The sequence below is a fragment of the Thioalkalivibrio sp. ALJ7 genome (genome assembly GCF_000376865.1).
In the GTDB taxonomy this organism is placed as follows: Bacteria; Pseudomonadota; Gammaproteobacteria; order Ectothiorhodospirales; family Ectothiorhodospiraceae; genus Thioalkalivibrio.
The window spans coordinates 701397-716106 of the sequence record NZ_AQXQ01000012.1 but is presented as its reverse complement, the minus strand read 5'-3'; the positions used below and the strand labels follow the sequence as shown (position 1 = coordinate 716106).

Sequence of the window (14710 nt, the reverse complement as noted above, 5' to 3'; positions counted from 1 at the left end):
AGCCCCGAACGCGTCCGTTTAACACGAATTTTCAGGAGTAGAACGAATCATGAGCGCTAAAGAAGTACGCTTTGGTACCGATGCCCGTACCCGCATGGCCAAGGGTGTGAACACCCTGGCCAACGCCGTGAAGGTCACCCTGGGTCCGAAGGGCCGCAATGTGGTCCTGGACAAGGCCTTCGGCGCCCCGACCGTGACCAAGGACGGTGTGTCCGTGGCCAAGGAAATCGAACTGGAAGACAAGTTCGAGAACATGGGCGCGCAGCTGGTCAAGGAAGTCTCCTCGCAGACCTCCGACGCGGCCGGTGACGGCACCACCACCGCGACCGTGCTGGCCCAGTCCATCGTCCGCGAAGGCATGAAGGCCGTGACCGCCGGCATGAACCCGATGGATCTCAAGCGCGGGATCGACAAGGCCGTGAAGTCGGCGACCGAAGAGCTGAAGAAGCTCTCCAAGCCGTGCACCGAGCACAAGGCGATCGCCCAGGTGGGCTCGATCTCCGCCAACTCCGACACCGCGATTGGCGAGATCATTGCCGATGCGATGGACAAGGTCGGCAAGGAAGGCGTGATCACCGTCGAGGAAGGCTCCTCGCTGGAAAATGAGCTGGATGTCGTGGAAGGCATGCAGTTCGATCGCGGCTACCTCTCGCCTTACTTCATCAACAACCAGCAGAACATGAGTGCCGAGCTGGAGGATGCCTACATCCTGCTGTTCGACAAGAAGATCGCGAACATCCGCGACCTGCTGCCGATCCTGGAAGGCGTGGCCAAGGCCAACAAGCCGCTGCTGATCATCGCCGAAGACATTGAGGGCGAAGCCCTGGCGACTCTGGTGGTCAACTCCATGCGTGGCATCGTCAAGGTTGCCGCCGTGAAGGCTCCAGGCTTCGGTGACCGCCGCAAGGCCATGCTGCAGGACATCGCTGTGCTGACCGGTGGTCAGGTGATCTCCGAAGAAGTCGGCCTGTCGCTCGAGAAGACCACGGTGGAAGACCTGGGCCGCGCCAAGAAGGTGCAGGTGACCAAGGAAAACACCACCATCATCGACGGCATGGGTACCAACAAGGACATCAAGGGCCGTGTTGACCAGATCCGTGCGCAGATCGAGGAAGCGACCTCCGACTACGACAAGGAAAAGCTGCAGGAGCGCGTGGCCAAGCTGGCCGGCGGTGTTGCGGTGATCAAGGTTGGCGCCGCGACCGAAGTCGAAATGAAAGAGAAGAAGGCCCGCGTCGAAGACGCCCTGCACGCCACGCGTGCGGCGGTGGAAGAAGGTGTGGTCCCCGGTGGTGGCGTGGCCCTGCTGCGTGCCTGCGCCGCGATCACCAAGCTCAAGGGCGAAAACGAAGAGCAGACTGCCGGCATCAACATCTGCCGTCGTGCGATGGAAGAGCCGCTGCGCCAGATCGTCTACAACTCCGGTGACGAGCCGTCCGTGGTCCTGAACCAGGTCCTGGAAGGCAAGGGCAACTACGGCTACAACGCCGCCAGTGGCGAGTTTGGCGACATGATCGACATGGGCATCCTGGATCCGACCAAGGTGACCCGTTCCGCGCTGCAGAACGCCGCATCGGTCGCGGCCCTGCTGATCACCACCGAAGCCATGATCGCCGACATCCCGAAGAAGGATGACGGTGGCGGCGCCGGTGGCGACGACATGGGTGGCATGGGTGGCATGGGCGGTATGGGAGGCATGGGCGGCATGATGTAAGCCGTCGTACCCCGTACATCCCTGATGTACCCCGGGACCCCGCTACGGCGGGGTCTTTTTGTTCGGAACCCGTTTTGTCGCGTAGCGGGGCGATGCCGCCCGGCACCGGTGGGTGGAACCCTCGCTCATCGTGTGTGTCTTCCAGTGGACACTTTTTTGGGGCGCACCGTGCGGATCGCGGGCTCGGCTGTTGCAATCTGGGGACAGCCAATCCGAAGTGCCTGGATCTGCGATGGTTTGCGGCATGTGACAGCGTTGTGATGCTGACACAAAAATTGCACTCTATTGCGTGCAAAACCCGAAAGTGTGTGCCACTATCAGTGGTACTGTAGAGGGCTTGGAGCATGGAGCTCGCTGCTTTGGTTTTCGGTCGTTGTGCGAAATACCATCCCGCGCGGCGGAATCCCGGGTCCGATGTCGATTGTCATTTCAAGGAGGCTATGCAATGAATCATAAGCTGGTTAAGAATCTTCTGGCCGCGTCCGTGGCCTCGCTGGTGCTGGGTGCTGCCGGTCAGGTAGTCGCGCAGGAACCGCCGGCGGCGAACGTCACCGACCGCAGTGGCAAGGTGGTTGTGGATCGCTCTGGCGAGTGCGTACGTACCCGCTCCTGGACCCCGGAAAACGTGAAGTTCCCGCATTGCGCGGGCTACGTGGAAACCGCCGAGGCCCCTGCGCCCGAGCCGGCTGCAGAGCCGGAGCCGGAGCCGGAGCCGGAATTCACCACCACCACGCTGAGCGCCCAGGCCCTGTTCGACTTCGACAGCGCTGAACTGCGCTCCGAAGGCCGTTCCGCCCTGCGTGACCTGGCCCGCAGCCTGACCGCCGACGATGCCGAGTACAGCTCGGTGCTGGTCGAAGGTCACACCTGCACCATCGGCCCGGCCGACTACAACCAGGGCCTGTCCGAGCGTCGTGCCCAGGCTGTCTCCGACTTCCTGGCCAGCGAAGGCGTGCGTGAAAGCGACATCCGCACCGTCGGCTACGGCGAAGACCGCCCGACCGCCGACAACTCCACCCAGGAAGGCCGTGAGGCCAACCGTCGCGTGGAAGTGACCTCCGACGTGCGCAAGCGCGCCGACTAAGGTCCACTCGTCGGTAGCCGGCCATCGGTCTTGTACCGGCGGTCCGGAACCCAGGGCCCCGCTTCGGCGGGGCCTTTTTTGTGCGTGCGTAGCCTCTGGGAAGCGGTTAAGCAGCGGTTAATGTATGCCCCCTAGACTGGTTCCAAATTCTGGAGAAACCGTCATGCGAATGATTCCGAACGCTCAACCGTCGCGCAACGCTCTGGCCACGGCCCTGGGATGGGTTGTGGGAGGCGTGGTGGGCATGATCTTCGCCGCCACCGCAGCGGCCGGCCAGGTTGAACGGGTCACGGATCTCCAGTCCTTGGCCGCCAATGGTGATGGCAAAGCGACGGTGATCATGTTCGCTTCGCGCAGCTGCCCGTACTGCGATCGCGCCGAGCAGCGCTTCCTCGGGCCGATGGCCGAGGATCCGGACTTCGAGGGCGTGAATATTCGCAAGGTGATGCTGGATCGCGATGAAGTACGCGACTTCGATGGTGAAACCATGCGGGGGAACGAACTGGGCCGGGCCTACGGCGTGCGAGTGGTGCCGACCATCATGGCCTTCGACGCCGAAGGCCAGCCGGTGGGGCGCCCGCTAGTGGGGATCCCCAACGAACAGCTCTACCGCAGCCAGATTCGCGTACGCATCGACGCGGCGCGTAACGGCAGCCGCGATACTCCCAGCTAATTGCTGAATCCGATCGAGGTTTGATTCTCGGAAAGGGCCGCCACGACTGCCGGGCCTAGTCCCTGCACACAGCTTGGGGCGCATCGGGAGATCGCCACGTCGCTTCGCTCCTCGCGATGACGGTTCTTTTAAGCGGGGAAGCAACCGGCACGCGGTTGTCCCACAGGACTTCCCCTCAATCTCCCTGTCCTCTGTTCCCTCCCTGGTGCAATCCGTTTTGCACTCGCCATACTTCGTGGCTTCGTGGCTTCGTGGCTTCGTGGCTTCGTGGCTTCGTGTGCTTCGTGGTGAAAAGTGCCTTTGCCTTTCTTCCGGCTCTCAGCGCTCGATGCGGTAGATCAGATCCACCGCCTGTTCGGTGGTGCCCGATGAGGTCTCCACGCTGAGGTTGCGGGTCAGCTCGTAGCGCAGCAGGACCTTCGAGGTGTTGTCGAATAGCCCGATGGAGTAGCGCAGCAGCAGGCGCGGCGAGAGGTAGAGTCCGAGCGTCAGGGCGCTCTCGTCCAGTCCGCCCTCGGTATCCAGTTCCACCTCGTCCAGGCCCAGTTCGCGACCGATGCGTTCGGTAATGACCGCGCCCTGTTCCAGCCCGTAGGCCGCCGCCGCGGCGGCAATCATGTTGCCGTCGGATTGCGAGGCACCGGACAGAGGGCGCCCGGTCAGCAGGTAAGACATCGCTTCGGTCTCGTCCATGGGCGGATCGGAGATGACCCGCGAGCGCAGGTTGTCCGGCGTGCCGCGGATCTCCAGGCCGACCGTCACGTTGTACTCGCGTACGGTGCGTACGGCCCGCAGGTCGAGTTCCGGGGTCTCCGCCGGACCCTGGAAGGCCAGGCTGCCGCGCTCTACCCGCAGGTCCTGGCCGTAGTCGCTGTACTGGCCCTCGGGGATCGTGATCTCGCCGAAGAGTTGCGTGGGCTGCCCGGTGATTTCCTGCACATCCACTTCGCCGGCGAAGCGGGCGGTCAGGCCGAAGCCATCGAAGCGCACGTCATCACCGAGGCGGATGCGGATGCGGATATCGGTCTTCAGGCCCTGTGCCTCCTCGAGCTCCTCCCCCAGAATGATCTCGTCACCGGAGACGCGGATGGCGCCGGGTGGCAAATCCGGTGGTCGTATGCGGGCCCAGGGCAGGAATACCTCGCCGCGCACTCGAATGCCGTCGGACGGGGTGAAGGCCAGTTGCAGGTCGGGCGTGATGCGTGCTTCGGCGTCCACCCGGTTCACGATGAGGAAGTCCTCGCCGATCAGGTTCATCTCGGCGCGCGGCTCGTCGCCACTCAGGTCCACCTGGCCGGACAAGTCGATACCCCCATCCCCGGACTCCAGTCGCCCCGACAGATCGAGGCGCTCGGCGGAGATCACGTCCGCGGTGATCTCCGGGATCACCACATCAATCCCCGCTTCGGGGATCAGAACCCCGCCGTCACGGAACCGGACCGCACCCTCCACCAGCGGGGCGTCGACGCGGCCGCCAAACACCAGGCGCGCATCCAGCTCGCCGCGCAGGCGCTCGATTTCCGGGCTCAGGGCGGCCAGCCAGGCGAGGTTGTCGAGTCGGGCGACGAAGTCGCCGTCCAGACGCAGGTCGTCTCCTTCGGGCCGCAGCTGGATATCACTGCGGGCCGTCCCGCCGTCGAGAAAGTCCAGACGCAGGGCGGCATCTACATCACGATCCCGCACCTGGGCGGTCAGGCGGACATCCCGATAGGGGAACTCTTCCAGATCGCCCTCCTCGTCGCGTAGCACCAGATGGCCATCACTGGGGCGGATGTCGAGATCCGCCGTCAGGATCCCTTCGGCATCCAGGCGGCCGCTGACCTCCGCATTCAGTTGGCCCGCGATGGACAGTTCCGGGGGCAGGAAGGGTTCTAGCCAAGCGAGATCCACGGCATCCAGGTCCGCCGAGAACTGTGCACCCTCCGCCGCGCTCCAGCGTCCTTGCGCGCACAGGCGGCCGTCGTCGCGTGTCAGGCACAGGCGTTCCAGGCGAGCGGACTCTGGTCCCCCTTCCAATGCCACGGGCGCGGCCAGCTTCCAGGGCCCGGCGGCGGGCTGATCCAGCTCCAGTCGGGTCAGGCGACCGCTCCAGTGCAAGGCGTCGGCGTCCAGCCCGCCTTGTATCCCAAGGTCCACCGACCCCAGATCCGCGGCGTCGACCTCCAGCGACAGGCGGTGGTCCTCCATCACCCCGGAGGCGTCCAGGCGCAGGCGTTCCACCCGTGCCCCATCGGCCAGATCCAGGCCCGTCAGGCGCACATCGACCTCGGCCGGGGCGGTGGCGTCTAGTCCCGCGTTTGCCTCCAGCTCCAGTCGTTCCAGGGCCAGATCCGCGAACCGTAGGCCCGCCCCATCGCCGCGGGCGGCCAGGCGCGGGCGCTCGGGCTCGCCCGTTACATGGGCCTCGAGTTCCAGGCGCCCGGCGAGATCCGGCCAGGCTTGATCGAGCGCTGGGGCCTCCAGTCGCAGATTGAAGTCCAGGGTGTCGGTCCAGTCGCCACTGGCGGACAGGGTGTTTTGGCCAAGTGCGAGTTGCAGGTCGTTCAGGGTCAGGTGCGCGCCTTCCAGATGCACCTGACCCTGTCCGGATACGGCTTGGTCCCTCAGGGTTCCTTCCAGCCGTCGCAGGTGCGCCTCGAGCCGGGGCGTGCCGTCGGCATCCACTTGGCCGCGACTGTCCAGCGCCAGGGCGAGATTGCCGGGGGCTTCGGCGACGAACAACGACGGGTCCAGGCCCTCGGCCTCCAGTACCAGATCCCAGCCGAGCCCTTTCGCCCAGTCGAGATCGCCGCTCAGGGAAAGCCGGGCACCCGCATCGGTTGTCAGGCGAAACCGTTCGATGCGGCCGTCGCGTTCGTTGATGGCGACTTGTGCAACACCGGTGATGCCGATTCCGCGCAGGTCGGCTCGCAGCGGGTCCAGGTTCGCCTGCGCGGTCAGGGCTCCGCTAGCGGGCGTGTAATCCCCCTCCAGTGCGAGTCGGAGTTCGTCCAGGGCGCCGTCCAGCTCCGGGTTCAAGCGTGCCAGGTCGGGTACCTGAAGCGCCAGTCCAACATCGAAAGCCAGGCGGTGGTCCGGGTTCGTCAGGTCCCCGTCGAGGCCCGTGGCCCAACCGGTGAGCTCCAGCTGCGCAAGGTCGCCGATCGCCAGGCGGGTGTCTTCCAGATGGGCTTCGCCATCGGCCAAGCGAGCGCTCAAGCCGCCCGTGATGGGGTGGTCCTCGAAGTGCCCCGCCAGCTCGTCGATGATGGCACGGGCCTCCAGGGCGGCCAGGGGAGGGGTGTCGTCGGTCAGGGGTAGCGTGCCTTGTAGCTGAGCCTGCAGGCGTTCGATACCCGCATCCAGTTCCATGCCCAGCGCGTTCGGGTCCAGGCCCTCGGCCGCCAGCGTCAGGTCCCACTCGAGCGTTTCAGCGAAGCGCACCGGCCCTGCGAGCGCGATCCGGCCGGCCTCGGAGTCGAGGTCCAGGGTCTCGAGTTCCAGGGCCTCCAGGCTGCCGCGTGCTCGGGTCGCCAGCGTGACGCGGGGCCAGGGTTCCAGCTGCGCCGCCGTCTCCAGGGTCAGGGCCCAGTCGTCCGGTGTGCCCTGCAGGTCAAGGTGCCCGCCCTCCGCCGCGAGTGCCTGCTCCGGGTCCAGGTGGTAGGTGAACGGCTCCCAGCGCGCCACCAGATCCAGCTCCGGGGCGGTGAACAATTCGCGGGCGCCGGCTTGCAGATGCAGCCGGATGCCGGCGTCCAGGTCGTGTTCCAGCGCGACCCGCTCCAGCAGCGCGCCGGTAATGGCCAGCGTGCCCCGGGCCGTATCGACGCCCAGGCCCTCGGCGACGTCCGCGGGCAGGGGCGCCTGCCATTGACCGTGCAGGTTTAGAGGGTAGTCGTCGTCGGCTTCGATCTTGCCCGCCAGCTGCGCCTGGATCTCCGGCATGTCCAGCTCGAAGGCCTGGAGCTCAATCTGTGTGCCGCTGGCGCGCGCGCTGGCCGTCAGTCGCGTGATCGACGTGAGAGGTTCACCGGCCATCAAGATCTCGACGTTTTCCACCTCGAGCTGGCCAAGCCGCACGGCCAGAGGCAGGCGAACCGATTCGGGCAGGGCGAAAGGCTCTTCGGCGGGCGGCTCGTCCGGGTCCGCTGGGGGCAGGTCTACGCGCAGTCCCGAGGCGGCCAGAAGCTGCACATTCAGTTCGCCGCGAAGGAGGCTGCGGGCGCGGACGCCGATCCGGCCTTGCTCCAGATCGATGACTGGGCCATCGGGCAGGGCCACCAGGTGCAGCCCGCGCAGCTCGAGCTCGGTGAACAGCGTGCCCTCCACATGGTCGATGCGTAATTCCAAGGGTGCGATGCGCTCGCCCTGTTCGACCAGCCAGCGGGTCCCGGATTCGGTCGTCAGCAAGCCCCCGATGGTGCCCAGCAGGATGATCACCAGGGTCAGGACCGTGGAGAGTCCCCACAGCGTCATGCGCAGCAGGTGTTTCACAGGTCCGGACCCATGGAAAAGTGGATGCGGAAGTCATCGTCCGAATCCGGACCGTGGGCCAGGTCCACGCGGATCGGGCCCACCGGGGAACGCCAGCGAACGCCGAAGCCGACGCCGTAGACCGGATCGAACTCGTCCCACTCGTTGACGACATTGCCGGCGTCGACGAAGGCGGCGGCACTCCAGTTGCCGACGACGGGGTAGTCATATTCGAGGCTGCCCACTACCTTGTGGCGCCCCCCGATCACGTCGCCGTCCTCGTTGCGCGGTCCCACCCTTTGGTAGCCGTAGCCACGAATGCTGGCGTCGCCCCCGGCATAAAAGCGCAGGGAAGTGGGTAGATCATGGACCGAATCCACCTCGGTGAATCCGGCCTCCAGGCGGGCCAGCACCCGACCGGTTCCGATGCCGCGGACGACCTTGCCGCTCGCCAGGATCTGGGCGAAGGAGGTGCTGGACAGTATCGCTTCCTGTGCCCCCTGCACGGTGGTCTCGAAGCGGTAGCCACGGCGCGGGGTCATCGGGTCGTCCGCGTCCATCCGGCTGATGCGGTAGGACGGGATCAGCAGGCGGCTACGGCCGCTGTCGTCGCCTGCGGTGTAGTTCTCGTATTCGTAGCGCAGGCCTTCCGTGGTCTGCCAGCCGCCGCTGCGTTGGAGGACACGGTTGGCCCCGATCTGGAAGCGGTCGGACTCCTGCGTGTCGGTCGTTTCCGTGCGGTAGGTGGTGAACAGGTTCAGGCGTTCGCGCAGCGGATCACGCAGCGGGATTTCGTAGTTGTACCCGACGCCGGAGCGTACCGGAGAGGCCTCGATTTCGGCCTGGTAGCGGTGGCCAAGTTGGTTCGCATAGCGATGCTCGTAACGAAGTCGGACGCGGGGGCCGATATCGGTGGAGTAGCCGATACCCGCCTCGTAGCTATGGCGTTTGCGCGGTTCCAGTTCGGCGCGGATCGGGACGTTGAGCCCGTCGGCGGCCTCGCGCTCCGGCCGCACGCGCACACCGCCGAAGTAGCCGCTGTCGTTCAGATTGCGCTGCAGGGCGATGATTTGTGCGGAACTGTAGGGATCGCCTTCCTCGAACGGGATCATGCGCTGCACGAAGGCGTCGGAGAGGAACTCCTGTTCGATGTGGACGCGCCCCATGCGGTAGCGTTCGCCCGTCTCCATGTGCAGGCGGATGGTAGCGGTGCGGGCATCGCGATCCACTTCCATACGGCGGGTGTGGAGATCAGCATCGAAATAGCCCCGATCGGCCGCGATCCGCGTCATCCGGTTGCGTAGGGCCTCGTAGTGATCGTGGCGCAGGGTGTCGCCTTCGCGGATGGTGGTCTGGCTCAGTACTGCCTCGAAGCCCAGATCGCCGATCCCCGCGCCGGTGATTTGAATGTCCACCTGCTCGACGGTGGTTGGTGGCCCCGGCTCCAGCGTGATGTGGATGGACCAGCAGTCCTCGTCGCGCTCGAAGTCCAGCGCCAACTCGGGGTCGTAGTAGCCGATTGCGCGCAGGGCATTGGCCGCCCGTTGCTCGGTATCACGCAACACTCGGCGCTCGCGAAACGGGGGGAGGTCGCAGGGCTGGCGCGCCAGATTGATGCTGTTACGGATGTTGTCGCGCTGGGTGGAGGTCCCGCCCTCGATCTGCAGGCCGGGGCTGGCGCCGTTGTCCGCACTGGCGGTGCCGATTCCCGCCAGTGCCAGACACAAAGCCATGGCGAACGCGCCTAGCGCTTCCCGCAGGCTCTGATAAGTGGCAAGGGCGCGACGCTGGGCCATGAAACGATGATAACGGTTAGGGAAGCACTGGTTAATGTACACGCTCGCGCTCGGGTCGCTTATGCGTACGAACAAGGCACGGTGACCGCCGTGCAGTCACCGCGCACAAGGGAGCCGCGACGCCGAGCGACCGCCCGTTTTTGTCAAATACGGGTGGGCAAGCCCCTTCGTTAATTGGATTTTGGGGTTGGCACCCCAGGTTCCCCGATCCTGCGTTGCGCCCCGAATTCATCCGAAACGGGCGGGTACAACCACTACCCGCTGCACGTCGCGCCTTGTTTCGGAAAACCTGGGGTGCCAACGCGAGCGGGTACATTGATCCGTGTTTCCCTGAGGGGCGGGTGTGGGTATCGGAACACGTCAACTCACGGGAGTTCCGGGCGCTGCCGGATGGGGTAGCGGCTCAGGCGCTGGGACAGTCGACGCCACTGCCGCGAGAGAACACCACCAGGTGGGTAAAATCCAGGCGCAGGCGCACGTGCTCGCCGATCACGAAGTTGTCGTGGCTGGGGGCCAGGCACAGTACGCTGATCCCGTCCGGCAGGCGCAGGGTGTAGAGGAAGTCAGCCCCGCGGAAGGCCTTGTCGAGGATCTCGGTGCGGATCGTGCCCTCTTCGTTGTCGATGGCGATGTCGTCCGGGCGTACCAGGACATCCACGGCCGTGCCCGGCGGTAGCTGCTCCGACAGGGCACCTTCGATCTGTCCGAAGGCGGTATCGACCACGTGCTCGGCGCAGACCATTCCGGGGATCAAGGTCCCCTCGCCGACAAAGTCCGCAACAAAGCGATCCGCCGGACGGTGATAGAGATTGTAGGCGGTATCCCACTGCGCCACGCGGCCCTGGTGGATGACCGCGATGCGATCGGCAAAGGCGAAGGCCTCGTGCTGGTCGTGCGTCACCAGGATGGCTGTGGTGTGTTCCGCGCGCAGGATGCGGCGCACTTCGCGTGCGAGTTCGCTCCGGAGCTCCACATCCATGCTTGAAAACGGCTCGTCCAGCAGCAGTAGCTTGGGACGCGGCGCGAGGGCGCGGGCCAGGGCGATACGCTGCTGTTGGCCGCCGGATAGAGCGTGAGGGAAAGACTCGCCATACCCGGACAGCCCCACCAGCTTGAGCAGCGCGAGGATGCGCTCCTCGCGGTCCGTCCGACTCCAGTGGCGGATGCCGAACGCGATGTTGTCCTTCACGCTGAGGTGCGGGAACAAGGCAAAGTCCTGGAACACCATGCCGACGCCGCGTTTCTCCGGTGGGATCGTGCGTTGGGCATCCGAGACGGTACGTCCGTCGAGCTGAATGGCCCCGGACATTAGGGGTTCGAATCCCGCGATGGCGCGTAGAAGCGTGGTTTTGCCGCAACCGGATGGTCCGAGCAGGCAGCCGATCTGCCCCTTGGGCAAGGCCAGGGACACCTGATGGACCACAGCCGTTCCGTCGTAGCCGATGTCGACCTCGTCGAGAGCGATCAGCGGTGTGTGCGGGACTTGCAGGGCGTCTTCAGTTGGCTGAGTCATGGCGTATTCGTCGTGCCTGCGGGCATGGCGAGGGGTTTGGACGGCGGTTCTTCCTCCGTCGCACGGGGTTGGCCCTGCTGGCCAGGACGGGAGCGACCGATGGTCATCGACAGCAGGATAACGGGAACCAGTCCGACCAGCACGATGGCAAGTGCCGCACTCGAGGATTCGGCCAGGCGTTCGTCGCCGGCGAGTTCAAAGGCGCGCACGGCAAGGGTGTTGAAATCGAATGGGCGCAGGATCAAGGTCGCCGGCAGCTCCTTGAGGACGTCGACGAAGACCAGCAACAACGCGGTCAGCAGGGTCCCGCGCATGATCGGCAGGTGCACCCGGGTCAGCGTCTGCAGCGGGCGCATCCCGAGCGAGCGTGCGGCATCGTCCATGCTGGGCTGGATCTTGCCTAGCCCGGCCTCCACCGTCTGCAGCGAGACCGCGAGGAAGCGCACGGCGTAGGCAAACAGCAGGGCGAATACCGTCCCGGACAGCAGCAGGCCGGTGCTCAAGCCGAAGGTGTCGCGCATGAAGCTGTCCAGGGCATTGTCAAAGGCGGCGAACGGGATCATGACCCCGATGGCGATGACGGTCCCCGGGACGGCGTAGCCCATGCCGGCCACGCGCACCGCGACCGTGGTGAAACGGCCACCCTCCATGCGTCGGGCATAGGCCAGGATCAGTGCCAGGACCACCGCGATCACGGCTGCCGCGATCGCCAGCCAGAAACTGTTAAAGACCAGCCGCGCGAAGCTCGCATTCATCCACAGGTCGGTGGTCTGCAGGGTCCACAGTGTGAGCTGGAAGGCGGGCAGCAGGAAGCCCAGCAGTACCGGCAGCAGGCACGCAAGGAAGGCGGCGGTGGCCTTCCAGCCGCGCAGTTGGTAGCGGGGCAGGGTGGAGTAGCGCCGGCTGGTGTGATGGAAGCGCGCCTTGGCCCTTGACCAGCGCTCGAGCACGATCAGCACGAACACGAAGGTGAGCAGTACCGCCGAGAGCTGGGCGGCGGCGGCTGGATCGCCCAGCCCATACCAGGTCCGGAATACCCCGGTGGTGAAGGTGCTGACGCCGAAGTAGGCCACCGTGCCGTAGTCCGCCAGCACCTCCATCAGAGCCAGGGTCAGACCCGCGATGATCGCCGGCCGCGCCAGCGGCAGAGCGACCCGGCGAAAGCCCCCGAACGGGCCGGCGCCCAGGGTGCGGGAGACCTCCAGCACGCAGACCGATTGTTCCAGGAAGGCGGCTCGGCTTAGCAGGTACACGTAGGGGTACAGCACCAGGGTGAGCATGGCCATCGCGCCGCCGAGGGAGCGGATCTCGGGGAAGTAGTATTCGCCGTATCCCAAATCCGTGAGGTCGCGGATCAGACTCTGGACCGGGCCGCTGAAATCCAGCATGCCGGTGTAGGTGTAGGCGATGATGTAGGCCGGCATTGCCAGCGGGAGCATGAGCGCCCACTGGAAGATGCCGCGCCCGGGGAATTCGCAAACGCTGACGAGCCAGGCGACCGGCACGCCGATCAGCAGCACCCCGATGCCCACACCGACCAGAAGCGCCAGGGAATTGGTCACGTAGTCCGCCAGGACCGTCTCGCGCAGGTGCTGCCAGACTTCGCCAGCCGGAATAAACACGTGGCCGAAGATCACCAGAATCGGCAGAGCCAGCGTGAGCGCTACCAGAATGGCGACGGCCGACCAGGGACTGAATGGCAGGCGTCGCCGATCCGGGTGGGCCGTTGCGGCAGCGGGAATGGAGGGCTGGGCACTCATGGAGTGCGAATAATAAAGGTTCTTTTTTCGAATACCACTATGGCCGCTCTCCGGTTGGCGGATTGCCTGTGCCCTTGGTTTTTTCACCACAGAGCAAGGAGGGCTCAGAGAACGTCAGAAAAGGTTTCGCGGGGGGTGTCGATGCCGACGTGCGATTCAATCAGCGTCTCCTTAAGGAGACGCTGATTGAATCGCACGTCCGCGCTCGAGTCGCTTTTGCGTGCGAACAAGGCGCGGTGACTGCCGTGCAGTCACTCTGCACAAGGAAACCGCAACGCTGTGCGCGCGCAAAAGCGGCCGAGCCCCTGCTTTCAATGGCTTGTGGGGTTGGTGCCCCCTGTTCCCCGATCCTGCGTTGCGCCGCTTACGGGTAGAACCACTACCCGCTGCACGACGCGCCTTGTCTCGGGAAACAGGGGGCGCCAACGCGGACGTGCGATTCAATCAGCGTCTCCTTAACTCTCGCTTCGTGTCCTGCGAGCGCTTCGTGGTGAAAAACAATACGCCCCCGGGAGGACCGGGGGCGTCAGGCATTGCACTTGAATTAGAGCGTTAGCGCCAGCGCGCGCGGTCCATGATGCGGACTGCCTCCGCGTTGTTGTCGCCCAGACGATAGAGCTCGATGTCATCGGACTTGAACTCGCCGAACCCTTGCAGGATTTCACTGGCGGGCACGTCGTCGCGGATGGGGTATTCCTGGTTGACCTCGGCGTACCACTCCTGGGCCTCGCTGGAGGTCATGAACTCGAGCAGGCGGATCGCATTCTCGCGGTTCGGGGCATGGGCAGTGACGCCGGCACCGCTGATGTTGACATGGGTTCCGCGGTCATCCTGGTTGGGCCAGAACACACCAATCTGTTCGGCAACCTCGCGGTCACGCCCTTCGCCGTCGAGCATCAGGCCCAAGTAGTAGGTGTTGGCCACTGCAATATCACAGACCCCGTCCGCCACTGCGCGGATCTGGTCGCGATCCCCACCCTGCGGCGGGCGCGCCATGTTGGTCACGATCCCGTTGGCCCATTCCTGGGCGTGTTCGGCGCCCTCGGTGGCGATCATCGCGGCGACCAGCGACTGGTTGTAGACATTGTCGGAGGAGCGGATGCAGATCCGGCCTTCCCACTTCTCGTCGGTCAGGGCCTCGTAGGTGGAGAGGTCATCCGGATCAACCCGGTCCTTGTGGTAAAGGATGGGTCGGGCACGGGACGAGAGGCCAAACCACAGCCCGTCCGGGTCGCGATAGCGTTCCGGGATGTTCTCGCTGAGCAGATCTGATTCGGTGCTCTGCAAAACGCCGGCTTCGCGGGCATGATGCAGGCGCGCGGCATCGACGGTGATGAAGACGTCTGCCGGTGAATTGCGTCCTTCCTGGCGCAGGCGTTGCAGCAGGCTGTCCGCTCCGCCGGTCACCAGGTTCACCTTGATGCCGGTTTGGTCGGTGAAATCATCGAGCAAGGGCTTGATCAGGTTTTCCTGCCGTGCGGAGTAGAGGTTGACCTCATCCTCGTCGGCCGGGCTGCAGCCGACCAGGGGCATGCTGACGGCGATGGCGGCGGCGGTTGCGATTAGCCAGGCAAAGGGGCGAAAGGTCATAACACGGTCCTTGATGGGTGAATAAACGCACTGCGGCTTTATTGGACGAGAACGATTGTTATTTGTGTTTTCATCCAAGTCAATACCCCATGACCGAGTTTGGGGTTGCGGCTGGCCTCCCCAGGGCG

Annotated in this window: 8 protein-coding genes; 3 read left to right on the top strand and 5 right to left on the bottom strand. The window is 65.1% G+C overall.

Going from position 1 to position 14710, the window contains the following annotated elements:
- The first annotated feature begins 49 nt into the window (after positions 1-49).
- The 3 genes from groL (at position 50) to D002_RS0112000 (ending at position 3471) form a co-directional block, all read left to right on the top strand.
- Positions 50-1714 carry a chaperonin GroEL gene (gene groL, locus D002_RS0112010; protein ID WP_018142172.1) on the top strand — a complete coding sequence of 555 codons (1665 nt, stop codon included), beginning with the start codon at positions 50-52 and terminating at the stop codon, positions 1712-1714.
- A 445-nt stretch (positions 1715-2159) separates the two neighbouring features.
- The gene (locus D002_RS0112005) at positions 2160-2798 is read left to right on the top strand and encodes an OmpA family protein (RefSeq protein ID WP_018142171.1); all 639 of its coding nucleotides are present in this window, start codon (positions 2160-2162) and stop codon (positions 2796-2798) included.
- Between the two features lie 244 nt (positions 2799-3042).
- On the top strand, positions 3043-3471 hold the full coding sequence (locus D002_RS0112000) for a thioredoxin fold domain-containing protein (RefSeq protein ID WP_231362955.1): 429 nt from the start codon (positions 3043-3045) through the stop codon (positions 3469-3471).
- A 318-nt stretch (positions 3472-3789) separates the two neighbouring features.
- Here D002_RS0112000 and D002_RS0111995 read toward each other — a convergent pair whose 3' ends face one another.
- From D002_RS0111995 to D002_RS0111975, 5 genes are all read right to left on the bottom strand, one after another.
- Positions 3790-7932: a translocation/assembly module TamB domain-containing protein gene (locus D002_RS0111995; RefSeq protein WP_026181696.1), complete on the bottom strand. Its 4143-nt coding sequence runs from the start codon at positions 7930-7932 to the stop codon at positions 3790-3792.
- Between the two features lie 8 nt (positions 7933-7940).
- A complete protein-coding gene (locus D002_RS0111990) occupies positions 7941-9719 on the bottom strand; it encodes an autotransporter assembly complex family protein (protein ID WP_051068453.1) in 1779 nt (592 codons plus the stop codon).
- A gap of 403 nt (positions 9720-10122) precedes the next feature.
- A complete protein-coding gene (locus tag D002_RS0111985; RefSeq protein ID WP_018142167.1) occupies positions 10123-11232 on the bottom strand; it encodes an ABC transporter ATP-binding protein in 1110 nt (369 codons plus the stop codon).
- Positions 11229-12992: an iron ABC transporter permease gene (locus tag D002_RS0111980; RefSeq protein WP_018142166.1), complete on the bottom strand. Its 1764-nt coding sequence runs from the start codon at positions 12990-12992 to the stop codon at positions 11229-11231. The genes D002_RS0111985 and D002_RS0111980 overlap by 4 nt, the downstream gene beginning before the upstream one ends.
- 552 nt (positions 12993-13544) lie before the next feature.
- Complete coding sequence (locus tag D002_RS0111975) at positions 13545-14582, bottom strand: Fe(3+) ABC transporter substrate-binding protein (RefSeq protein WP_018142165.1); 1038 nt, start codon at positions 14580-14582, stop codon at positions 13545-13547.
- Positions 14583-14710: the final 128 nt, after the last annotated feature.